General features: G+C 55.1%; 35 protein-coding genes and 1 pseudogene. 31 read left to right on the forward strand and 5 right to left on the reverse strand.

Going from position 1 to position 21,199, the window contains the following annotated elements; translation table 11 throughout:
* Window positions 1-49: 49 nt before the first annotated feature.
* Window positions 50-328 carry a hypothetical protein gene (locus NOM06_RS11255; protein WP_255911670.1) on the forward strand — a complete coding sequence of 93 codons (279 nt, stop codon included), beginning with the start codon at window positions 50-52 and terminating at the stop codon, window positions 326-328.
* 70 nt (window positions 329-398) lie between these two features.
* Here the strand turns inward: NOM06_RS11255 and NOM06_RS11260 are convergent, their stop codons facing one another.
* Window positions 399-2,708, reverse strand: coding sequence for a Tex family protein (locus NOM06_RS11260; RefSeq protein ID WP_255911671.1), 2,310 nt, complete (start codon window positions 2,706-2,708; stop codon window positions 399-401).
* A 201-nt stretch (window positions 2,709-2,909) separates the two neighbouring features.
* Window positions 2,910-3,383 carry a transcription elongation factor GreB gene (greB, locus tag NOM06_RS11265; RefSeq protein WP_005342682.1) on the reverse strand — a complete coding sequence of 158 codons (474 nt, stop codon included), beginning with the start codon at window positions 3,381-3,383 and terminating at the stop codon, window positions 2,910-2,912.
* 249 nt (window positions 3,384-3,632) lie between these two features.
* On the opposite strand from greB, the gene ompR reads away from it, so the two are divergent.
* Together ompR and envZ are read left to right on the forward strand one after the other, a co-directional pair.
* Window positions 3,633-4,355: a two-component system response regulator OmpR gene (gene ompR, locus NOM06_RS11270; RefSeq protein WP_005340625.1), complete on the forward strand. Its 723-nt coding sequence runs from the start codon at window positions 3,633-3,635 to the stop codon at window positions 4,353-4,355.
* Window positions 4,352-5,662, forward strand: a complete 1,311-nt coding sequence (gene envZ / locus NOM06_RS11275; protein WP_064339174.1) for a two-component system sensor histidine kinase EnvZ — start codon at window positions 4,352-4,354, stop codon at window positions 5,660-5,662. The genes ompR and envZ overlap by 4 nt, the downstream gene beginning before the upstream one ends.
* A gap of 36 nt (window positions 5,663-5,698) precedes the next feature.
* On the opposite strand, the gene NOM06_RS11280 is transcribed toward envZ, so the two are convergent.
* Window positions 5,699-6,613, reverse strand: coding sequence for a DMT family transporter (locus NOM06_RS11280; protein ID WP_255911672.1), 915 nt, complete (start codon window positions 6,611-6,613; stop codon window positions 5,699-5,701).
* Between the two features lie 356 nt (window positions 6,614-6,969).
* Here NOM06_RS11280 and rpsJ point away from each other — a divergent pair, with 356 nt between their 5' ends.
* The 28 genes from rpsJ (at window position 6,970) to rplQ (ending at window position 20,593) form a co-directional block, all read left to right on the forward strand.
* The gene (rpsJ, locus tag NOM06_RS11285) at window positions 6,970-7,281 is read left to right on the forward strand and encodes a 30S ribosomal protein S10 (protein WP_005307944.1); all 312 of its coding nucleotides are present in this window, start codon (window positions 6,970-6,972) and stop codon (window positions 7,279-7,281) included.
* A gap of 22 nt (window positions 7,282-7,303) precedes the next feature.
* Window positions 7,304-7,936 carry a 50S ribosomal protein L3 gene (gene rplC, locus NOM06_RS11290; protein WP_005340620.1) on the forward strand — a complete coding sequence of 211 codons (633 nt, stop codon included), beginning with the start codon at window positions 7,304-7,306 and terminating at the stop codon, window positions 7,934-7,936.
* A gap of 17 nt (window positions 7,937-7,953) precedes the next feature.
* Window positions 7,954-8,559, forward strand: coding sequence for a 50S ribosomal protein L4 (rplD, locus tag NOM06_RS11295; protein ID WP_005340616.1), 606 nt, complete (start codon window positions 7,954-7,956; stop codon window positions 8,557-8,559).
* Window positions 8,556-8,858 (forward strand): 50S ribosomal protein L23, encoded by a 303-nt coding sequence (rplW, locus tag NOM06_RS11300; RefSeq protein ID WP_005307955.1) that lies wholly within the window; start codon window positions 8,556-8,558, stop codon window positions 8,856-8,858. The genes rplD and rplW overlap by 4 nt, the downstream gene beginning before the upstream one ends.
* 15 nt (window positions 8,859-8,873) lie before the next feature.
* Window positions 8,874-9,695 carry a 50S ribosomal protein L2 gene (gene rplB / locus NOM06_RS11305; RefSeq protein WP_005340614.1) on the forward strand — a complete coding sequence of 274 codons (822 nt, stop codon included), beginning with the start codon at window positions 8,874-8,876 and terminating at the stop codon, window positions 9,693-9,695.
* Between the two features lie 22 nt (window positions 9,696-9,717).
* On the forward strand, window positions 9,718-9,996 hold the full coding sequence (rpsS, locus tag NOM06_RS11310) for a 30S ribosomal protein S19 (protein WP_005307960.1): 279 nt from the start codon (window positions 9,718-9,720) through the stop codon (window positions 9,994-9,996).
* 10 nt (window positions 9,997-10,006) lie between these two features.
* Window positions 10,007-10,351, forward strand: coding sequence for a 50S ribosomal protein L22 (gene rplV / locus NOM06_RS11315; protein ID WP_005319741.1), 345 nt, complete (start codon window positions 10,007-10,009; stop codon window positions 10,349-10,351).
* 3 nt (window positions 10,352-10,354) lie between these two features.
* The gene (gene rpsC, locus NOM06_RS11320) at window positions 10,355-11,068 is read left to right on the forward strand and encodes a 30S ribosomal protein S3 (RefSeq protein ID WP_005307962.1); all 714 of its coding nucleotides are present in this window, start codon (window positions 10,355-10,357) and stop codon (window positions 11,066-11,068) included.
* 13 nt (window positions 11,069-11,081) lie between these two features.
* Window positions 11,082-11,495: a 50S ribosomal protein L16 gene (gene rplP / locus NOM06_RS11325; RefSeq protein ID WP_005340612.1), complete on the forward strand. Its 414-nt coding sequence runs from the start codon at window positions 11,082-11,084 to the stop codon at window positions 11,493-11,495.
* Window positions 11,495-11,686 (forward strand): 50S ribosomal protein L29, encoded by a 192-nt coding sequence (rpmC, locus tag NOM06_RS11330; RefSeq protein ID WP_005307965.1) that lies wholly within the window; start codon window positions 11,495-11,497, stop codon window positions 11,684-11,686. Before rplP ends, rpmC begins: the two co-directional genes overlap by 1 nt.
* A complete protein-coding gene (gene rpsQ, locus NOM06_RS11335) occupies window positions 11,686-11,934 on the forward strand; it encodes a 30S ribosomal protein S17 (protein WP_005307966.1) in 249 nt (82 codons plus the stop codon). Before rpmC ends, rpsQ begins: the two co-directional genes overlap by 1 nt.
* Window positions 11,935-12,081: 147 nt before the next feature.
* Window positions 12,082-12,450 (forward strand): 50S ribosomal protein L14, encoded by a 369-nt coding sequence (gene rplN / locus NOM06_RS11340; protein WP_005307975.1) that lies wholly within the window; start codon window positions 12,082-12,084, stop codon window positions 12,448-12,450.
* 11 nt (window positions 12,451-12,461) lie between these two features.
* Window positions 12,462-12,779, forward strand: a complete 318-nt coding sequence (gene rplX, locus NOM06_RS11345) for a 50S ribosomal protein L24 (RefSeq protein ID WP_005307977.1) — start codon at window positions 12,462-12,464, stop codon at window positions 12,777-12,779.
* Between the two features lie 13 nt (window positions 12,780-12,792).
* Window positions 12,793-13,332, forward strand: a complete 540-nt coding sequence (gene rplE / locus NOM06_RS11350; RefSeq protein ID WP_005331162.1) for a 50S ribosomal protein L5 — start codon at window positions 12,793-12,795, stop codon at window positions 13,330-13,332.
* 10 nt (window positions 13,333-13,342) lie between these two features.
* Window positions 13,343-13,648, forward strand: a complete 306-nt coding sequence (gene rpsN, locus NOM06_RS11355) for a 30S ribosomal protein S14 (RefSeq protein WP_005340609.1) — start codon at window positions 13,343-13,345, stop codon at window positions 13,646-13,648.
* 21 nt (window positions 13,649-13,669) lie between these two features.
* On the forward strand, window positions 13,670-14,062 hold the full coding sequence (gene rpsH / locus NOM06_RS11360) for a 30S ribosomal protein S8 (protein ID WP_005307980.1): 393 nt from the start codon (window positions 13,670-13,672) through the stop codon (window positions 14,060-14,062).
* A 13-nt stretch (window positions 14,063-14,075) separates the two neighbouring features.
* Window positions 14,076-14,609, forward strand: coding sequence for a 50S ribosomal protein L6 (rplF, locus tag NOM06_RS11365; RefSeq protein WP_005340607.1), 534 nt, complete (start codon window positions 14,076-14,078; stop codon window positions 14,607-14,609).
* A 9-nt stretch (window positions 14,610-14,618) separates the two neighbouring features.
* A complete protein-coding gene (gene rplR, locus NOM06_RS11370; RefSeq protein WP_005340606.1) occupies window positions 14,619-14,972 on the forward strand; it encodes a 50S ribosomal protein L18 in 354 nt (117 codons plus the stop codon).
* A gap of 14 nt (window positions 14,973-14,986) precedes the next feature.
* Entirely contained in the window at window positions 14,987-15,487 is a 501-nt protein-coding gene (gene rpsE, locus NOM06_RS11375; protein ID WP_005340605.1) for a 30S ribosomal protein S5, read from the forward strand.
* 6 nt (window positions 15,488-15,493) lie between these two features.
* Entirely contained in the window at window positions 15,494-15,673 is a 180-nt protein-coding gene (gene rpmD / locus NOM06_RS11380; RefSeq protein WP_005307985.1) for a 50S ribosomal protein L30, read from the forward strand.
* A gap of 2 nt (window positions 15,674-15,675) precedes the next feature.
* On the forward strand, window positions 15,676-16,113 hold the full coding sequence (gene rplO / locus NOM06_RS11385; protein WP_005340604.1) for a 50S ribosomal protein L15: 438 nt from the start codon (window positions 15,676-15,678) through the stop codon (window positions 16,111-16,113).
* A gap of 8 nt (window positions 16,114-16,121) precedes the next feature.
* Window positions 16,122-17,450: a preprotein translocase subunit SecY gene (gene secY, locus NOM06_RS11390; RefSeq protein WP_005340602.1), complete on the forward strand. Its 1,329-nt coding sequence runs from the start codon at window positions 16,122-16,124 to the stop codon at window positions 17,448-17,450.
* Window positions 17,451-17,477: 27 nt separating this feature from the next.
* Entirely contained in the window at window positions 17,478-17,591 is a 114-nt protein-coding gene (rpmJ, locus tag NOM06_RS11395; RefSeq protein WP_005319705.1) for a 50S ribosomal protein L36, read from the forward strand.
* A gap of 139 nt (window positions 17,592-17,730) precedes the next feature.
* Window positions 17,731-18,087 carry a 30S ribosomal protein S13 gene (gene rpsM, locus NOM06_RS11400; RefSeq protein WP_005307991.1) on the forward strand — a complete coding sequence of 119 codons (357 nt, stop codon included), beginning with the start codon at window positions 17,731-17,733 and terminating at the stop codon, window positions 18,085-18,087.
* A 14-nt stretch (window positions 18,088-18,101) separates the two neighbouring features.
* A complete protein-coding gene (gene rpsK, locus NOM06_RS11405; RefSeq protein WP_005307993.1) occupies window positions 18,102-18,491 on the forward strand; it encodes a 30S ribosomal protein S11 in 390 nt (129 codons plus the stop codon).
* Between the two features lie 39 nt (window positions 18,492-18,530).
* Complete coding sequence (gene rpsD, locus NOM06_RS11410; RefSeq protein WP_005340600.1) at window positions 18,531-19,151, forward strand: 30S ribosomal protein S4; 621 nt, start codon at window positions 18,531-18,533, stop codon at window positions 19,149-19,151.
* Window positions 19,152-19,176: 25 nt separating this feature from the next.
* Window positions 19,177-20,166 carry a DNA-directed RNA polymerase subunit alpha gene (rpoA, locus tag NOM06_RS11415; protein ID WP_005307997.1) on the forward strand — a complete coding sequence of 330 codons (990 nt, stop codon included), beginning with the start codon at window positions 19,177-19,179 and terminating at the stop codon, window positions 20,164-20,166.
* 43 nt (window positions 20,167-20,209) lie between these two features.
* Entirely contained in the window at window positions 20,210-20,593 is a 384-nt protein-coding gene (gene rplQ, locus NOM06_RS11420; RefSeq protein WP_005307999.1) for a 50S ribosomal protein L17, read from the forward strand.
* 210 nt (window positions 20,594-20,803) lie between these two features.
* On the opposite strand, the pseudogene NOM06_RS11425 reads toward rplQ, so the two are convergent.
* Window positions 20,804-20,940, reverse strand: a pseudogene (locus NOM06_RS11425) (gamma carbonic anhydrase family protein); the annotation flags it as partial.
* A gap of 65 nt (window positions 20,941-21,005) precedes the next feature.
* Window positions 21,006-21,199 (reverse strand): hypothetical protein (locus NOM06_RS11430; RefSeq protein ID WP_255911673.1); only part of this gene is annotated, 194 nt, incomplete at its 5' end.

Genomic DNA, 21,199 nt, shown 5'->3' on the forward strand with positions numbered 1-21,199 from the left:
TTGCAACTAACCTGAAGATCAGGCCCATTCCAATTTCACAGGAGCTGTCATGCATTTCGATGAAGTCAAAGCGGAAGATTTCACCACCTTCTCCCGTGTACCGCCTCCCCACCTGCAGATGGAGCAGTTTCTGATGCAGCTCGGGGGAGGGGGAACTGAAGGAACCAGTTTCAAGAAGAAAGTGATACTGGCGGCTGGCTGGAGTCACACCGGCGTCGTCTCTTACGGCAAGTATCCGCAAGAGGCCTGCAAGGCATTCAATCGACTGCGGGAGGTGCTGGCCCAGCATGGAGAGCCCGAGAGCATACTTGCTGCCCTGACGCAGTGATCCTGAGCTTCGCGTGTAAAAAAGCCCCTTGTGGGGCTTTTTGCATTCAGAGGACTTCTGGAAGGTTTCGCTACTTTTTCGCTTTGGAGAGCGCTGCCGCGAAGGCGTTGCCCATGGCACCACCCATAGGGGGGCTTTGGCGCGGCTCATTTCTTGGTTTGGTGTTGCCGGCACTGCTGTTACGCGCTTCAGCCGGCTTGCGGGCGGGTTGCCCTGCCTTTTCGTCGAGACGCATGGTCAGACTGATCCGCTTGCGCGGGGCGTCCACTTCCAGCACCTTGACCCGCACAATGTCGCCCGCCTTGACCACCTCACGGGGATCCTTGACGAAACGGTCGGTCAGGGAGGAGATGTGCACCAGACCGTCCTGATGAACACCGATATCGACGAAGGCACCGAAGTTGGTGACGTTGGTGACCACCCCTTCCAGCACCATCTCGGGCACCAGGTCGCTGATCTGCTCCACACCTTCCTTGAAGGTCGCGGTTTTGAACTCGGGGCGCGGGTCGCGGCCCGGCTTGTCCAGCTCGCCGATGATGTCGGTGACGGTAGGTACGCCGAATTGCTCATCGGTATAGTCGGCCGGTTTCAGGCTGCGCAGCAGGCTGCTGTTGCCGAGCAGGCTCTCAACTGTCTGCTCCAGCTTGGCGAGGATCCGCTCCACCACCGGATAGGATTCCGGATGTACCGCCGAGCTGTCGAGGGGATTGCTGCCGCCGCGAATGCGCAGGAAGCCAGCACACTGTTCGAAGGCTTTGGGGCCGAGTCGGCTCACTTTCAGCAATTGCTGACGGCTCTTGAAGGCGCCGTGCTCATCCCGGTAGGCGACGATGTTCTGGGCCAGCGTCTGGGATAGGCCGGAAACCCGGTTGAGCAGGGCGACCGAGGCGGTATTCACATCCACACCGACCGCGTTCACGCAATCCTCGACCACGGCATCCAGTCGGCGGGCCAGCTGGCTCTGGCCGACGTCGTGCTGATACTGGCCGACCCCGATACTCTTGGGATCGATTTTGACCAGTTCGGCCAGCGGGTCTTGCAGGCGGCGGGCGATGGAGACGGCGCCACGGATCGAGACGTCGAGATCCGGGAACTCCTGAGAGGCAAGCTCGGAGGCGGAGTAGACAGAGGCTCCCGCTTCGTTCACCACTATCTTCTGCGCCTTGGCGGCGGGGTAGCGCTCGAACAGGTCGCTCACCAGCCGGTCGGTCTCCCGCGAAGCGGTACCGTTGCCGATGCTGATGAGCTCGACCTTGTGTTTCTGGCACAGCTCGCTCAGGGTCTTGAGGCTCTGATCAATCTGGCGTTTTGGTTCGAACGGATAGATGGTGGCGTGATCGACCAGTTTGCCGGTGGCATCCACCACGGCAACCTTGACCCCGGTGCGGATGCCCGGATCCAGCCCCATGGTGCAGCGCATGCCGGCCGGGGCCGCCATCAGCAGATCCTTGAGGTTCATGGCGAACACCTTGATCGCCTCCTCCTCTGCCGATTCGCGGATACGGCCGATCAGCTCGGTCTCCATCTGAAGCGACAACTTGATCTTCCAGGTCCAGCTCACCACCCCTTGCAGCCATTTGTCGGCCGGGCGGTTCTGCAGATTGAGCTTGAGGTGGTGGGCAATGATCCCTTCGCAGGGGTTGGCACTCTCGTCGTTACCGGTTACCAGAGCCAGATTGAGGATCCCTTCATTGCGGCCGCGCAGCATGGCCAGCACCCGGTGGGAGGGGGCCTTGTGCAGGGGTTCGTCGTGTTCGAAGTAGTCCTTGAACTTGGCCCCTTCCTGCTCCTTGCCGGCCACCACGCGGGCGCGCAGGGTGGCGTTGTGCCACAGGTAGTCCCGCAGCTTCTCGAGGAGATCGGCCTGCTCGGCGAAGCGCTCCATCAGGATGTAACGGGCACCGTCGAGGGCGGCCTTGCCGTCGGTGATCCCCTGCTCTGCATTGAGGAAGCGAACCGCCTCTTGTTCGGGATCCTTCATGGGGTCACCCAGCAGCAAATCCGCCAGTGGCTCCAACCCCGCCTCGATGGCCATCTGCCCCTTGGTGCGCCGCTTGGGCTTGTAGGGGAGGTAGAGGTCTTCCAGCCGGGTCTTGCTGTCGGCATCGTTCAGCTCGCGGGCCAGCTCGGGGGTCAGTTTGCCCTGCTCTTCGATGGAGCGCAGGATCACCTGGCGGCGATCCGCCAGTTCACGCAGGTAGCCGAGGCGGCTCTCCAGGGTACGCAGCTGGCTGTCGTCCAGACCGCCGGTCACCTCTTTGCGGTAACGGGCGATGAAGGGAACGGTCGCGCCTTCGTCCAGCAGGCGAACGGCTGCCTGCACCTGTTCCGGGCGGGCATTGAGCTCACCGGCAATCTGTCTCTCTATGGTTTGCATCATGATGTTGTTGAGGGCCTCTGTGGTCGAGTCCGCGCCATCAGGCGCCAAGTGTGAGCACTATATGGGGTCGTGTTGCGGGATGCCACCCTGCGCCGGGGTCTGCACCAGTCAGACTGATAAGTCGCAGGGGAGAGCGCATATCTTGCCATTGCACCTGTGACTCAGGATGTGCCTGTGGCAAGCCGCTCACCAGTAGTCCGGCTATTTGGGGTAGCTGATCTCGTTGATATACCAGCAGACGTCACCAACTGGCGTACGGACGATGGCTTCATCACCGACCTCTTTCTTGAGCAGGGCGCGGGCCATGGGGGAGTCGATGGAGATGTAATCCTTGCGCTCGAAGATCTCGTCATAGCCGACGATGCGAAAGCGCTTGGTCTCGCCCTCTTCGTTTTCCACCTCGACCCAGGCGCCGAAGAAGACCTTGCCCTCCTGCGCGGGGGCATAGTCGACGATCCCCAGCTCTTCGAGGCACTTGCGCAGGTAACGCACCCGCCGATCGATCTCCCGCAGCCGCTTCTTGTTGTACTGGTAGTCGGCATTTTCGCTGCGATCCCCCAGACTGGCGGCCCATGCCACCTTCTTGGTGACCTCGGGGCGCTCCTGGCGCCAGAGGAAATCGAGCTCTTCTTTCAGTTTGTTGTAGCCTTCGCGGGTGATCAGCTTTGTCTTCATGGTGATGCGGACCTGGTCAAAGAGGGGTATTCATCGCTAACTGCTCGGGAATATTAGCTTTTGTCCTCTTGCTGTCGAGGGAAATCGTGATGGCTCGGCTGGCGCCATTCAGGGAGTCGCTGGCCAGCGCAGTGACTTGATGGCCGTCACGCTCTCGGGATAGGTAATAACCGGTAACATATTTGTGCTTTGCTCCCGCTATATCCCCCCCTAGTATTGGGGGCAGCTAAAGAATGAAGAGGCAAAGCAATGAGTCAGCAGCAATACAAGGTCCTGGTCGTGGACGATGACCTGAAATTACGTTCCCTGTTGGAACGCTATCTCACCGAGCAGGGATTCGTAGTGCGCGGCGTGGCCAATGGCGAGCAGGCCGATCGCTTGCTGACTCGTGAAAACTTTAGCCTGATGGTGCTCGACCTGATGTTGCCGGGGGAGGATGGGCTCTCCATCTGCCGCCGTCTGCGGGAAGCGGGCAACCAGATCCCGGTGCTGATGCTCACCGCCAAGGGGGATGAAGTGGATCGCATCGTCGGGCTCGAGATGGGGGCTGATGACTATCTGCCCAAGCCGTTCAACCCCCGCGAACTGCTGGCGCGGATCCGTGCCGTGCTGCGCCGTCATACCGTCGAGTTGCCCGGGGCCCCCTCGGCTGCAGAGAAGGTGGTCAACTTCGGGGCCTTCCAGCTCAATCTGGCGACCCGCGAGCTGAGCCGCGATGGCGAGCCTATGGCGCTCACCAGCGGTGAATTTGCGGTGCTCAAGGTGCTGGTCAGCCATCCGCGTGAACCGCTCTCCCGCGACAAGCTGATGAATCTGGCCCGTGGCCGCGAATACACCGCCACCGAGCGCAGCATCGACGTGCAGGTCTCTCGCCTGCGCCGCCTGCTCGAGCAGGATCCGGCCCAGCCCCGCTACCTGCAGACTGTCTGGGGTCTGGGGTATGTGTTCGTGCCAGATGGTGACGGTGCATGAAAAAGGTCGGCAGCATGTTCTCGCGCATGCTCTGGTTTCTGGCCGCCGTTCTGGTGGTCTATCAAGCAGTCTCCTACGTCACCTTCTACAACTATCTGCTGGCGCCAACCGTCAAGCAGATCAGTCACTTGCTGGCCAATCAGGTCAAGCTGATCTTTCCGGTCAACACTGAACAACTGGCGCTGAGCGAAGATGCCGAGGCGCTGGTCTATGTGACGACCGGTACCGATATCTATACCCAGAGCGAGGCGGTGCAGCATGGCTTCAACGAGGCCAAGCCATACCCCTATCTGGAGGAGAACATCAGCCGCGAACTGGGCGGCCCGGCCAAGGTGCGGGTCGAGATCCAGGATCACTACATCATCTGGATCCAGCCGCCGCAGGCCAGCAAAATCTGGGTGCGGATCCCGCTGACCGAGATTGAAGATGACGATATCGAACCCCTCATCATCTATCTGAGCGTGCTGTTGGTGATCACCCTGTTTGCGGCCTGGCGCTTTGCCCGGCAGCTGGTGCGCCCGCTCGAGGATCTCGAGGCTGGCGCAGTTGCGGTGGCCAGGGGCCATTTCCCCGAGGCGCTGGGGGAGCTGGGCTCAAGGGAGGTGCGGCGGCTGACCCGCACCTTCAACCATATGTCGCACTCCATCAAGAGCCTGATCGAAGAGCGTAACCTGATGATGGCTGGGGTTTCCCACGATCTGCGTACTCCGCTGACCCGCATCCGGCTGGCGACCGAGATGATGTCCTCCGGTGACGAGTACCTCAAGGAGAGCATCAACGCCGACATCGATGAGTCCAATGCCATCATCGATCAGTTCATCGACTACATCCGCCCGGATGAGGGGCAGGATTTGGAGCCTATCGACCTGACCCAGCTGGTGCACGATACCTTGCTGATCTACTCGGAACAGGGGCTGGAGGTCGATCTGGCGCTGCCGCAAGAGGCGGTGCGGGTAGCCTGCAATCCGGTCAGTATCCGGCGGGTGTTGAACAATCTATCAAGCAACTCGCAGCGTTATGGGGCGAGCCGCTTGTATGCCGAGTTGAAGGACGATGGGCACTGGGTGCGCCTGCGCCTTTCCGATGATGGCCCCGGCATTCCGGAGCAGGACTATTCCCGGGTGCTCAAGCCGTTTACTCAGGGGAATGTGGCGCGGACCGTCGGCGGTAGTGGGCTGGGGTTGGCCATAGTGGCCAAGATAGTCGCCCAGCACCACGGCACTATCCGGCTGGGAAGCTCGGATCTCGGCGGCTTGCTGGTCGAGATGCGGCTGCCGAAACATCAGCCACAGGAGTGGATGGATTGAGAGAAGGGCGTATCTGGGATACGCCCTTCTGCATGGTCAGATCTTGGTTTCGACTGATGCTCGATAGCGTTTGCCGTACTTGAGCTGCTGGATCAGCAGGGCGGCAACGATGAGCGCCAACCCGATGGGGGTGGCCGGATGGATGGCTTCGCCGATCAACAGGTTGAGCAGCACCAGTGAGGCAAACGGCGAGATGAAAATGAGGTTGCTGATGGGGGCCGTGTTGGTGGCATGGCGCAGCGCCATCAGCCAGAGCACGAAACCGAAACCCATTTCGAACAGTCCCACATAGATGGCACCAGCCCATCCCTGCCAGGCGGTTATGGCAAAATCGGAGAGCAACCAGGTCGCCACAACGATAAAAGGCAGGCTGATCATAAAGCCAAGCAACAGGCTGACAATGGGATCGCCCTGATTGCGGGTGTTGAGGATCCAGTAGCTGGCCCAGATGAGGGTCGAGACCAGCGCCAGCGTCACGCCGAGGGGGCTGTCGAACTGGAGGCCGAATACATCCCCTCTGGTGGCGATCACCAGTGCGCCAAAATACCCCAACACGATGGCGACGCCATCACGCCGACGCAGCTTCTGGCCGAGGAAGGGGACGGCCAGCAGACTGAGGGTAATGGCCCAGGTGTAGTTGAGGGTCTGTGCCTGCTGGGCAGGAAGCAGGTCATAGGCCTTGAACAGCAACAGGTAATAGAGAAAGGGGTTCAGCACGCCCAGAGTCAGGTAGTAGAAAGGGCGGGCCTTGATGTAGCTCCACAGCAGCGGCAGTTTGCCCTGTTTGGCGACGACGGCTGTCAGTGTGAGAGTCGAGGTGAAGGCGGCCACAAGCAACAGTTGCACAGGTTCGAAATAGGCGAGGGAGATCTTGAAGGCTGTGGCGACCGTCGACCAGAGGGCAACGGCGCAAAGGCCATACTGATAGGCTTTCTTTTGATCTTTGAGCATGGGATGTCGTTCCACTGACAGAGGCAAGCGCACAGTCTACCAGTCTGCTTGTAACATTGTCGTTACCTTGGTGTCGGCAGCAGAGTGTGTTGCCGCAGGCGAGATCCATCTGTCACATAAAACTGCGCATAATCTGTTCGCTCTCCCTTGCGCAAATTTGAAAAATCCGTATAATCCCCTCCGCTTACCCATGAGGTAAGCCAGACGATATGTCTGCTGCTGAGTTTCCTGTTTACAGGAGCCAGCCATACAGTCCTCCCGATATGGGGGGAAACGTGAAAAATCACACCTCTGGCGGGAGCAATCTCGGTCGGGCGGTGTTGATTTATGTTCTTTTATCTATTGGAGCTCTGTCAATGCAGAACCAAAGAATCCGTATCCGCCTGAAGGCTTTTGATCATCGCCTGATTGATCAATCCACTGCGGAAATCGTTGAAACTGCTAAGCGCACTGGCGCGCAGGTTCGCGGTCCTATTCCGCTGCCGACTCGCAAAGAGCGCTTCACCGTCCTGATCTCCCCGCACGTCAACAAAGATGCGCGTGATCAGTACGAGATCCGCACTCACAAGCGTCTGGTAGACATCGTTGAGCCGACTGACAAGACCGTAGACGCCCTGATGCGTCTGGATCTGGCAGCTGGTGTAGACGTCCAGATCAGCCTGGGTTAATTACGGAAAGAGGTTGATAACAATGACAATCGGTCTTGTAGGTCGCAAAGTGGGTATGACTCGCATCTTCACTGAAGATGGCGTTTCTATCCCGGTGACTGTTATCGAAGTTGAAGCTAACCGTGTAACTCAGGTCAAATCTGTAGAAACCGACGGCTACAACGCTATTCAGGTTACCACTGGCGCCAAGAAAGCCAGCCGTGTGACCAAGCCGGAAGCTGGCCACTTCGCCAAAGCTGGTGTAGAAGCCGGTCGCGGTCTGTGGGAATTCCGCCTGAACAACGGTGAAACTTTCACTGTTGGTAGCGAGCTGAAAGTAGATCTTCTCGCTGACGTTAAGCTGGTAGACGTTACCGGCACATCCAAAGGTAAGGGCTTTGCTGGTACTGTTAAGCGCCACAACTTCCGCACCCAGGATATGACCCACGGTAACTCCTTGTCTCACCGTGTTCCGGGTTCTATCGGTCAGAACCAGACTCCGGGTCGTGTATTCAAGGGCAAAAAGATGGCTGGTCACATGGGTGCTGAGCGTGTAACGACTCAGAACCTGGAACTGGTTCGTGTTGACGCTGAACGCAACCTGCTGCTCATCAAAGGTGCAGTACCGGGTGCAACCAACGGCAACGTGATCGTCAAACCTGCCGTCAAAGCGTAACGTCTGAGGAGATAGTAATGGAATTGGTAATGAAAGACGCCAAGAGCGCTCTTGAAGTTTCCGAGACTACCTTCGGGCGCGAATTCAACGAAGCTCTGGTTCACCAGGTCGTCGTTGCATATGCCGCTGGTGCCCGTCAGGGTACTCGTGCGCAGCTGACTCGCTCTGAAGTGTCTGGTGGCGGCAAAAAGCCGTGGCGTCAGAAGGGTACTGGTCGTGCCCGTGCTGGCTCCATCCGTTCGCCCATCTGGCGTTCCGGTGGTGTGACTTTTGCTGCTAAGCCGCAAGATCACAGCCAGAAAGTAAACAAGAAGATGTACCGCGGCGCTATCCGTAGCATTCTGTCCGAGCTGGTACGTCAAGAGCGCCTGATCGTTGTTGAGAAGTTCGGCATCGAAGCTCCGAAGACCAAAGAACTGATCGCCAAGCTGAAAGAAATGGAACTGACTGACGTTCTGATCGTGACTGCTGAAGTCGATGAGAACCTGTTCCTGGCTGCTCGCAACCTGTACAAAGTTGACGTGCGTGACGTTGCCGGTATCGACCCGGTCAGCCTGATCGCTTTCGACAAGGTTCTGATGACTGCTGACGCAGTTAAGCAAATCGAGGAGATGCTGGCATGATCCGTGAAGAGCGTCTGCTGAAAGTTCTGAAGGCTCCGCACATCTCTGAAAAGAGCACCATGGTTGCAGAAAAGCAGAACACTATCGTGTTCAAAGTTGCTGTTGATGCTACCAAGGCGGAAGTCAAAGCTGCAGTTGCGAAACTGTTCGAGGTCGAAGTTGAGACCGTCCGTACCCTGAACATGAAGGGTAAGACCAAGCGCGCAGGTGCACGCGTAGGCCGTCGTTCCGATTGGAAAAAGGCTTATGTGACCCTGAAAGCTGGTCAGGACATCGACTTCATGGGCGCAGCCGAGTAAGAGGAGTTCTCAAAAATGGCAATCGTTAAGTGCAAGCCTACTTCTCCGGGCCGCCGCCACGTCGTCAAGATCGTCAATCAAGAGCTGTACAAGGGCAAGCCCTTCGCCGCTCTGCTGGACAGCAAAAGCAAGTCCGGTGGTCGTAACAACAACGGCCGTATCACTACCCGTCATATCGGTGGTGGTCACAAGCAGCACTACCGTATCGTCGACTTCAAGCGCGACAAAGACGGTATCCCGGCTAAAGTAGAGCGCCTGGAATACGATCCGAACCGTACCGCTAACATCGCTCTGGTGTTGTATGCAGACGGTGAGCGCCGTTACATCCTGGCTCCGAAAGGCCTGAAAGCTGGTGACGCGATCGCTTCTGGTGCTGATGCAGCCATCAAGGTAGGTAACGCCCTGCCGATGCGCAACATCCCGGTTGGTTCTACCGTTCACGCTGTAGAGATGAAGCCTGGTAAAGGTGCCCAGCTGGCTCGTTCCGCTGGTACTTTCATCCAGATCCTGGCTCGTGAAGGTAACTATGTAACTCTGCGTCTGCGTTCCGGCGAAGTACGTAAAGTTCTGGCCGAGTGCCGCGCTACCATCGGTGAAGTCGGTAACTCCGAGCACATGTTGCGTCAACTGGGTAAAGCCGGTGCAAACCGCTGGCGTGGTATTCGTCCGACCGTTCGCGGTATGGCGATGAACCCGGTTGACCACCCGCACGGTGGTGGTGAGGGTCGTAACAAGGGCATGCAGCCTGTGTCCCCATGGGGCCAGAAGGCTAAAGGCTTCAAGACCCGTAAGAACAAGCGTACCGACAAGTACATCGTACGTCGTCGTAACAAGTAATTGTTAACATAGAGGAATCACCATGCCACGTTCTCTCAAGAAGGGTCCATTTATTGACCTGCACTTGCTGAAGAAGGTAGAGAAAGCGGTGGAAAGCGGGGATAAAAAGCCGGTTAAAACCTGGTCCCGTCGTTCAATGATCATCCCGAACATGATCGGTTTGACCATCGCTGTCCATAATGGTCGTCAGCACGTTCCGGTTTTCGTTACCGAAGAAATGATCGGTCACAAACTGGGTGAATTCGCACCGACTCGTACTTATCGCGGCCATGCTGCTGATAAGAAGGCTAAGAAGCGCTAAGGGATAAATGATGGAAGCTATCGCTAAACACCGTTATGCCCGTACTTCTGCCCAGAAAGCTCGTCTGGTAGCCGATCAAGTACGTGGTCTGTCCGTAGACAAGGCTCTGAATATCCTGACCTTCAGCCCGAAAAAGGCTGCAGTGCTGGTTAAGAAAGTGCTGGAATCTGCCATTGCAAACGCTGAGCACAACGAAGGCGCCGATATCGACGCGCTGCGTGTTGCTACTATCATGGTCGACGAAGGTCCCTCCATGAAGCGCATCCGTCCGCGTGCCAAAGGTCGTGCGGATCGTATCCTCAAGCGTACCGCTCACATCACTGTAGTGGTATCCGACGCTAAGGCTGGGAGATAAGCAATGGGTCAGAAAGTACATCCTAATGGCATTCGCCTGGGTATTACCAAGCCTTGGAATTCTACCTGGTTCGCGAACACCAAAGACTTCGCTGACAACCTGTACAGCGATTTTCAAGTACGCCAGTTCCTGACCAAGGAACTGAAAAACGCGTCCTTGTCCAAGATCACCATTGAGCGTCCGGCCAAGAGCATCCGTGTGACCATTCACACCGCTCGTCCGGGTGTTGTCATCGGTAAGAAAGGCGAAGACGTTGAGAAGCTGCGCAAAGCTGTAGCCACTATTGCTGGCGTGCCTGCTCAGATCAACATTTCCGAAGTCCGCAAGCCGGAGCTGGATGGCAAACTCGTTGCCGACAGCATCACTTCCCAGCTGGAGCGTCGTGTAATGTTCCGTCGTGCTATGAAGCGCGCCGTACAGAACGCAATGCGCCTGGGTGCCAAGGGCATCAAAGTGGAAGTTTCCGGTCGTCTGGGCGGCGCTGAAATCGCGCGTACCGAATGGTACCGTGAAGGTCGTGTGCCGTTGCACACCCTGCGTGCCGACATCGACTACGCAACTTCTGAAGCCCACACCACTTACGGTGTGATCGGCGTTAAAGTTTGGATCTTCAAGGGCGAAGTTCTGGGCGGTCTGGCTGCTGTTAACGCTGCCGCTGCTCAAGAGCAAGCTCCTGCAAAGCCCAAGCGTGACAACAAGCGCCGCGCTGCTAAGTAAGGAGATTCGGTAAATGTTGCAACCTAAGCGTACTAAATTCCGCAAGACCCACAAGGGTCGTAACCGCGGTCTGGCCACCTCTGGTAACGAAGTATCCTTCGGTACCTTTGGCCTGAAGGCGACATCCCGTGGTCAACTGACTGCTCGTCAAATCGAAGCAGCCCGTCGTGCCATGACCCGTCACGTTAAGCGTCAAGGTAAGATCTGGATCCGTGTGTTCCCGGACAAGCCCATCACCGAAAAGCCCCTCGAAGTTCGTATGGGTAAAGGTAAGGGTAACGTGGAATACTGGGTTTGCCCGATCCAGCCTGGCAAGGTTCTGTACGAGATGGACGGTGTACCTGAGGCTCTGGCGCGTGAAGCGTTTGCCCTGGCCGCAGCTAAGCTGTCTGTTCAGACCACTTTCGTAATTAAGACGGTGATGTGATGAAAGCCCAAGATCTGCGTCAAAAGAGCGTCGAAGAACTGAACCAGGAGCTGCTGGGCCTGCTGCGTGAGCAATTCAACATGCGCATGCAAGCGTCCACCGGCCAGCTGGCTCAGACTCACACTCTGAAACAAGTGCGTCGTGACGTCGCACGTATCAAGACTGTACTGACTGAGAAGGCAGGTGCGTAATGACTGACAAGATCCGTACTCTGCAAGGTCGTGTAATCAGCGACAAGATGGACAAGTCCATCACTGTTGCTATCGAGCGCAAGGTAAAGCACCCGATCTACGGTAAGATCATCAAGCGCACTACCAAGCTGCACGTACATGACGAAAACAACGAGTGCAAAGCTGGCGACCTCGTGGAAATCCGCGAATGCCGCCCGCTGTCCAAGACCAAGTCCTGGACCCTGGTTGCCGTTGTAGAAAAGGCCTAATCGGTACTTTGTAGTCCAAGCGGCCCCTTTCAGGGGCCGTTTGTTTTTTAGGCTACCTTTTCTGAAAATCCTGTGTTATAGTTTCGCGCCTTTTGAAGGCAGCCAGATCCCATTAGGGATAAGAAGTAAACAAAGCGGAGCACTAAGATGATCCAGATGCAAAGTATGCTGGGTGTTGCCGACAACTCCGGCGCTCGCAGTGTAATGTGTATTAAGGTTCTGGGTGGCTCGCACCGCCGTTACGCCGGCATCGGCGACATCATCAAGGTTTCCATCAAGGAAGCCATTCCTCGCGGTAAAGTGAAGAAAGGTGATGTGTATAACGCGGTGGTCGTACGCACCCGTAAAGGCGTTCGTCGTCCGGACGGCTCTGTCATCCGTTTCGACAACAATGCGGCTGTGTTGCTTAACAACAACCAACAGCCAATCGGTACTCGTATTTTTGGCCCGGTGACCCGTGAACTGCGTAATGAGAAGTTCATGAAGATTGTGTCCCTGGCACCCGAAGTACTGTAAGGAGTCGAACGATGGCAGCTAAAATCCGTCGCGAAGACGAAGTGATTGTTCTTACCGGCAAAGACAAGGGCAAGCGTGGCAAAGTCACTCAAGTCCTGATTGCAAAAGGTAAGGTAATCGTGGAAGGCATCAACCAGGTGAAGAAACACCAGAAGCCGGTACCCGCACTGGGTCAGGCTGGCGGTATCGTCACCAAAGAAGCCCCCATCGATGTATCAAACGTAGCGCTGTTCAACTCTGCCACTGGCAAAGCTGACCGCGTTGGTTTCCGGATTGAAGACGGCAAAAAAGTCCGTTTCTTCAAATCCACCGGCGAACTTGTGAAGTAATTGGAGTTTAACGATGGCGAAACTGCATGATTACTACAAATCCGATGTAGTAAATGAACTGTCCAAGCAGTTCGGTTACAAGACTATCATGCAAGTCCCTCGGATCGAGAAAATCACCCTGAACATGGGTGTTGGTGAAGCGATCTCTGACAAGAAATTGCTGGAAAATGCTGCTGCCGATATGGCTGCCATTTCCGGTCAGAAGCCGCTGATCACCAAAGCTCGCAAATCTGTTGCGGGCTTCAAGATTCGTGAAGGCTACCCGATAGGTTGTAAAGTAACCCTGCGTGGCGAGCGTATGTGGGAGTTCCTGGAACGGCTGATCTGCATCTCCGTACCGCGTATCCGTGACTTCCGTGGCCTGAACGCTAAAGCGTTCGACGGTCGTGGTAACTACTCCATGGGCGTGCGTGAGCAGATCATCTTCCCGGAAATCGACTATGACAAAGTCGATCGCGTCCGTGGTCTGGATATCACCATCACCACTTCCGCGAATACCGATGAAGAAGGCCGTGCTCTGCTGGCTGCCTTTAACTTCCCATTCCGCAAGTAAGGTTAGGGTTATGGCTAAAACATCCATGAAAGCGCGCGAAGCAAAGCGTGCCAAGCTGGTAGCCAAGTACGCGACCAAGCGTGCCGAGCTGAAAGCTATCATCGTTGACATGAACGCTTCTGAAGAAGCGCGTTGGGATGCTGTACTGCAACTGCAACAGCTGCCCCGTGATTCCAGTCCGTCCCGCCAGCGTAACCGTTGCAATATTACTGGTCGTCCGCACGGTTTCCTGCGCAAGTTTGGCCTGTCTCGCATCAAGGTGCGTGAGCATGCCATGAAGGGCGAAATTCCGGGCCTGAAGAAGGCTTCTTGGTAACGAATCTCGGGAGTTAGACTTATGAGCATGCAAGATCCGATCGCGGATATGCTGACCCGCATCCGTAACGGTCAGGCGGCGAGCAAAGTTGCGGTTTCCATGCCTTCTTCCAAGCTGAAAGTGGCTATCGCCAAAGTGCTGAAAGAAGAAGGTTACATCGCTGGCTACTCCGTAGCTGGTGACGTGAAGCCGGAACTGGAAATTGAACTGAAATATTTCCAGGGCAAGCCAGTTGTAGAACTGATCCAACGCGTAAGCCGTCCAGGCCTGCGTATTTACAAGCGCACTACTGATCTGCCGAAAGTTATGGGCGGTCTCGGTGTTGCTATCGTGTCCACGTCTAAAGGTGTGATGACTGACCGTGCTGCTCGCAAAGCAAGCATGGGCGGTGAGATCATCTGCTACGTCGCTTAATAGGAGGTAGGAAATGTCTCGTGTTGCTAAGGCACCCGTCACTATTCCTGCTGGCGTAGAGGTGACTCTGAACGGCCAGGAACTGACCATCAAAGGTGGTAAAGGTTCTCTGGTTCGCTCTATTCACGCCGGTGTAGAAGTGACCAAAGAAGACAATGTACTGAAGTTCGCCCCGCGCGGCAGCATCGCTGGTGCTGACGCTCAGGCCGGTACTGCCCGTGCATTGGTCAACAACATGGTAATCGGTGTTACCCAAGGCTTCGAGCGCAAGCTGCAGCTGGTTGGTGTAGGTTATAAAGCCTCCATCAAGGGCAATGCTGTTGCGCTGGCTCTGGGCTTCTCTCACCCGGTAGAGCATGCGCTGCCGGCTGGTGTGACCGCTGAGTGCCCGACTGCTACAGAAATCGTTCTGCGTGGCGTCGACAAGCAGCTGGTTGGCCAAGTCGCCGCCGATATCCGTGCTTACCGCGCTCCGGAGCCCTACAAGGGCAAGGGTGTACGCTATGCCAACGAGCAAGTGCGTACTAAAGAAGCTAAGAAGAAGTAAGGTAACACTATGGACAAGAAAGCAGCTCGTCTCCGTCGTGCTACTCGTGCTCGGAAAAAGATGCAGGAACTGGGAGCTACCCGTCTGGTTGTTCACCGTACCCCGCGTCATATCTATGCGCAGGTTATTGCAGCCAACGGTTCCGAAGTTCTGGCCTCTGCTTCCACAGTAGAGAAAGCCATCAGTGAAGCTCTGAAATACACCGGTAACGCAGATGCTGCTACCGCTGTAGGTAAGGCTATCGCTGAGCGTGCTATTGCCAAAGGCGTTCAGAACGTATCTTTCGATCGTTCCGGTTTCAAGTATCACGGTCGCATCGCTGCCCTGGCAGCTGCCGCACGTGACGCTGGTCTTCAGTTCTAAGCTAGGAGTCGAAGATGGCTAAAGTCGAATCTCAAGCCGGCGAACTGCAAGAAAAGCTCATTGCAGTAAACCGTGTTTCGAAAACTGTTAAAGGTGGTCGTATCATGTCCTTCACCGCGTTGACCGTGGTGGGTGATGGTAACGGCCGTGTAGGTTACGGTTACGGTAAAGCCCGTGAAGTTCCGGCTGCTATTCAAAAAGCAATGGAACAGGCTAAGCGTAACCTGAACAAGGTTGAGCTGAACAACGGCACTCTGCACCACCCGGTGCGTGGTGTTCACTCTGGCTCCACCGTGTTCATGAAGCCGGCCTCCCAAGGTACTGGTATCATTGCAGGCGGCGCTATGCGTGCTGTTCTGGAAGTTGCCGGTATCCACAACGTGCTGGCCAAGACCTACGGTTCCACCAACCCAATCAACGTTGTTCGCGCTACTGTAGACGCTCTGGTTCACGGTCAATCACCGGAACAGATCGCTGCCAAGCGTGGTCTGCGCGTTGAAGAAATTCTGGGGTAATGCGACATGGCTAACACTGTAAAAGTAACTCAAACTCGCAGCTCTATCGGCCGTCTGCCAAAGCACAAGGCGACTCTGCGTGGTCTGGGTCTGCGTCGCATTGGTCACACCGTTGAGCTGGAAGATACTCCTTGCGTACGCGGCATGATCAACCAGGTTTATTACATGGTTAAGGTGGAGGGCTAAGCATGCGTCTGAACACTCTGTCTCCGGCCGCTGGTTCCAAGCCTGAAAAACAACGTCGTGGTCGTGGTATCGGCTCCGGCCTGGGCAAGACTGGTGGTCGTGGTGTTAAAGGCCAAACCTCTCGTTCCGGTGGCGGCAAAGTTCGCAACGGTTTCGAAGGTGGCCAGATGCCTTTGAAAATCCGTCTGCCGAAGTTCGGTTTCTTCTCTCGCAAATCTTTGGTTTCTGCCGAAGTGCGTCTGAACGAAATCGCCCTGGTAGAAGGTGATGTGGTCGACCTGAGCACTCTGAAGCAAGCCGGTGTTGTTACTAAGAACATCGTGTTCGCTAAAGTTGTTCTGTCAGGCAACATTGACCGTGCTGTGACCGTTCGTGGTCTGTCCGTCACCAAAGGTGCACGCGCAGCCATCGAGGCCGCTGGCGGTAAAATCGAGGAATAATCAGTACAATGGCTAAGAAACCAGGATTGGATGTTAAAGCACAGGGTGGTCTGAGTGAACTGAAGAGCCGTCTGCTCTTCGTTCTCGGGGCGATTATCGTTTTCCGTGCAGGCTCTTATGTGCCGATTCCTGGTATTGACGCCGCCGTACTGGCCGAGTTGTTCCAGCAACAGAAGGGCACCATCATTGAGATGTTCAACATGTTCAGTGGTGGTGCACTCTCGCGTGCTTCTATTCTTGCGTTGGGGATCATGCCGTACATTTCGGCATCGATCATTATCCAGCTGCTGACAGTGGTTCACCCCGCTCTTGCTGAACTCAAGAAAGAAGGTGAATCCGGCCGTCGCAAGATTAGCCAATATACCCGTTGGGGCACGCTGGTTTTGGGAACTTTCCAGGCCATTGGTATTGCAACCGGTCTGCCGAATATGATGCATGGACTCGTGACTAATCCGGGTCTAGGCTTCTATTTCACAGCGGTTGTGAGTCTGGTCACCGGTACCATGTTTTTGATGTGGTTGGGTGAGCAGATTACCGAGCGTGGGATTGGTAATGGTATCTCGTTGATTATTTTCACAGGTATCGTTGCTGGTCTGCCGCATGCCATTGGCGCTACGGCCGAACAGGCACGTCAAGGGGAATTGCACATCCTGCTGTTGTTGTTGCTGGGCTTGATTGTTTTCGCAGTGACTTACTTTGTGGTGTTCGTGGAGCGTGGTCAGCGTCGTATCGTCGTTAACTATGCCAAACGTCAACAAGGCCGCCAGGTATTTGCCGCGCAAAGCACACACCTGCCGTTGAAAGTGAATATGGCTGGTGTGATTCCTGCGATTTTCGCATCCAGTATCATCCTCTTCCCAGGGACCATTACCTCTTGGTTTGGTCAGGGCGAGGGTAAAGTAGCTGATATCCTGCAACAGGTCTCTATGGTCCTGCAGCCGGGTCAACCGCTTTACGAAATGCTGTATGCAGCAGCCATTATCTTCTTCTGCTTCTTCTATACCGCGCTGGTGTTCAACCCCCGCGAGACAGCAGATAATCTGAAGAAGAGTGGAGCCTTTATCCCGGGGATTCGCCCGGGCGAGCAGACAGCACGTTACATCGATAAGGTTATGACTCGCCTGACATTGGCAGGTGCGCTCTATATAACCTTTATCTGTCTGGTACCCCAGTTCTTGATGACTGCCTGGAACGTACAGTTCTACTTCGGTGGCACTTCGCTGCTGATTATCGTGGTAGTTATCATGGACTTCATGGCTCAGGTACAAACCCATATGATGTCTCATCAATATGGCGACGTCCTGAGGAAGGCCAACCTGAAGGGCTACGGCCGCTAAAGGTCGGCGTAGTTACGGAGTTAAGCAATGAAAGTTCGTGCTTCCGTTAAGGCAATCTGCCGTAACTGCAAAATCATCAAGCGTCACGGTGTGGTGCGTGTGATTTGCAGCGAGCCAAAGCATAAACAGCGCCAAGGCTAATTTTTTACGGTTAGTACTTGCAACAAATAGTTGTGCTGGCTAATATAGCCAGCCAACTTTTGTTGTGTATTGGTTGACCGCCACGTATCCGCTCACGGGCTTTGTGGTGGTCGTAATCTACTATATGTAGGAGTGAATAGTGGCCCGTATCGCTGGCATTAACATTCCTGACCATAAGCATGCAGTCATCGCTTTGACTGCTATTTATGGCGTCGGTCGTACCCGCTCCAAGGCCATCTGTGCCGCAGCCGGTATCGCTGAGAATGTGAAAATTAAAGACCTGGACGAAGCTCAGATCGAGAGTCTGCGTGAACAAGTAGGTAAATTCACCGTTGAAGGTGACCTGCGTCGTCAGATTTCCATGAACATCAAGCGATTGATGGATCTGGGTTGCTACCGTGGTTTGCGTCACCGTCGTAGCCTGCCTGTTCGTGGTCAACGTACCAAGACCAACGCTCGTACCCGTAAGGGTCCGCGCAAGGCTATCAAGAAGTAACGGGAAGGTAGAAAATGGCTAAAACTCCGACTCGTGCTCGCAAGCGCGTTAAAAAGCAAGTGAGCGACGGTATTGCGCACGTTCATGCATCTTTCAACAACACAATCGTGACCATTACTGACCGTCAGGGCAATGCTCTGTCTTGGGCTACTTCTGGTGGTTCCGGTTTCCGTGGTTCTCGTAAGTCCACCCCGTTCGCTGCTCAGGTAGCTGCAGAGCGCGCTGGTGAGATGGCCAAAGAATATGGCGTCAAGAACCTGGAAGTCATGGTCAAAGGTCCGGGTCCCGGTCGTGAGTCTTCCATCCGCGCCCTGAACGCGGCTGGTTTCCGCATCACTAACATTACTGATGTGACTCCGATCCCGCACAACGGTTGTCGTCCTCCCAAGAAGCGCCGCGTATAACGCTGTAGCTACTTGGTCTAGGATTGTTGGAGAAAGAAGATGGCAAGATATATCGGTCCTAAGCTTAAGCTTAGCCGTCGTGAGGGCACCGACCTCTTCCTGAAGTCAGGTGTTCGTGCGATTGATTCTAAGTGCAAGATTGACACCGCCCCTGGTCAGCACGGTGCGCGTAAAGCGCGTCTGTCCGACTACGGTGTTCAGCTGCGCGAGAAACAAAAAGTTCGTCGTATCTACGGCGTATTGGAAAAACAGTTCCGCAACTACTACCGCGACGCTGCCCGTCAAAAGGGTAACACCGGTGAAAACCTGTTGCAGCTGCTGGAAGGTCGTTTGGACAACGTTGTTTACCGTATGGGCTTCGGCGCTACCCGTGCTGAATCTCGTCAGCTGGTGAGCCACAAGGCCATCATGGTTAACGGTCGCGTTGTGAACATTCCTTCTTTCCAGGTTTCCCCTGAGGACGTGATCTGCGTTCGTGAGAAGGCTAAGAAGCAAGCGCGTATCAAAGCTTCCCTGGAAGTTGCTGGTCAGCGTGAGAAGCCGACTTGGGTAGAGGTTGACGCCGCTAAAATGGAAGGTGCTTTCAAGCGTCTGCCAGAGCGTTCCGACCTGTCTGCCGACATTAACGAACAGCTGATCGTCGAGCTTTACTCCAAGTAAAGCTAGCTTCTAAAGAGAGGACACAATGCTGGGTTCTGTAACAGATTTTCTTAAACCGCGGCTAGTTGACATCGAGCAAGTTAGCCCGACTCATGCGAAAGTGACTCTTGAGCCACTCGAGCGTGGCTTTGGTCACACGCTGGGCAACGCCCTGCGTCGTATTTTGCTGTCATCTATGCCCGGTTGTGCAGTTACTGAAGTCGAAATTGACGGGGTACTGCATGAGTACAGCAGCAAAGAAGGTGTACAGGAAGACATTCTTGAAATCCTGCTCAACCTGAAAGGTATCGCTGTGAAGCTGGAAGGCAAGGACGAGGTAACTCTGTCCCTGACCAAGTCTGGAACAGGCCCCGTTACCGCTGGTGATATCACTCACGGTGATGAAGTCGAGATCGTAAACCCGGAGCACGTAATCTGCCACCTGACTGGTGCCAATGCTGAAATCAGCATGCGCCTGAAAGTTCAGCGCGGTCGTGGTTATGTGCCTGCTTCTGCTCGTGTTCACAACGATGATGAAGAGCGTCCTATTGGTCGCCTGCTGTTGGACTCCGCGTTCAGCCCCATCGTTCGTATTGCCTACAATGTTGAGGCAGCACGTGTGGAACAGCGTACCGACTTGGACAAGCTGGTCATCGACATGGAGACCAATGGTACCCTGGATCCTGAAGAAGCCATCCGTCGTTCTGCCACTATTTTGGCCGAGCAACTGGAAGCATTCGTGGATCTGCGCGATGTCAGCGTGCCCGAGAAGAAAGAAGAGAAACCCGAGTTTGATCCGATTCTGCTACGTCCTGTCGATGATTTGGAGCTGACAGTTCGTTCTGCGAACTGTCTGAAGGCAGAAGCTATCCACTATATTGGTGATCTGGTACAGCGTACCGAAGTTGAGTTGCTTAAGACTCCTAACCTCGGTAAGAAGTCCCTGACTGAGATCAAGGACGTGTTGGCCTCCCGTGGTCTGTCTCTTGGCATGCGCCTTGAGAACTGGCCGCCCGCCAGCATCGCTGACGAGTAATCCAGATTACGGGTTTCACAGATTTAGTTAGAAGGATAAGGTCATGCGCCATCGTTTGAGTGGTCGTCAACTGAACCGGAACAGCAGCCATCGTCAGGCAATGTTCCGCAACATGGCCAGCTCCCTGGTTCGTCATGAGATCATCAAGACGACTCTGCCTAAGGCAAAAGAGCTGCGTCGTGTAGTTGAACCGCTGATCACCCTTGCCAAGACTGATAGCGTTGCTAATCGTCGCCTGGCATTTGCCCGTACTCGCGATAACGCGATCGTGGCTAAGCTGTTCAATGAACTGGGCCCGCGCTACCTGGAGCGCGCCGGCGGTTATACTCGCATTCTGAAATGCGGTTTCCGTGCAGGCGACAACGCCCCTATGGCTTATATTGAGCTGGTAGACCGCCCGGCCGCTGCTGAAGCAGCTGCTGAGTGATAAAGAAAAAGCCGGGCTTGTCCCGGCTTTTCTTTTAATCCATTCTGATACTGCCTCAACTGCCTCAACTGCCTCAACTGCCTCAACTGCCTCAACTGCCTCAACTGCCTCAACTGCCTCAACTGCCTCAACTCATTATTCAACTTCTTCTATATAGGAAGTAAGAGTTGTTCCTGACCTGGCGAAATGGTGAATTGTCTTTCATTTCATCCAAACATCGCTGGCCAGCTGGATATCTCCCACCAGGTCGCACAGGGGTCTACATACACCCGTTTGCCCAGTTGCGGGCATTTTCCCTTGTAGGGTCTCAGTCGCAAGTCCATCTTGGCCTCCTTGTTTTCGGCCATTCTAGCAACCAGAAGGGTGTTTCTGTGGATAAGTTTGTATAAAAGCTGTGCCTGGATATGAATAACTAAAAAAGTGCTGTTTTTTGCAATTTTATTGCAGATAAGGGGTTGCCAGAAAGAATCTGTTCCCTATAATGCGCCTCCATCGACAGGGCAAGCGGCAACGCAAACAACCTCGTCGGTAACCTCGAAAAGCCTTTGAAAATAAGGCTTGACTCGAGAAGGCGGTTGAGTAGAATTCCACTCCCGCAGCAACACA

It is taken from the genome of Aeromonas sp. JL9, assembly GCF_024436075.1.
Taxonomy (GTDB): Bacteria; Pseudomonadota; Gammaproteobacteria; order Enterobacterales; family Aeromonadaceae; genus Aeromonas; species Aeromonas veronii.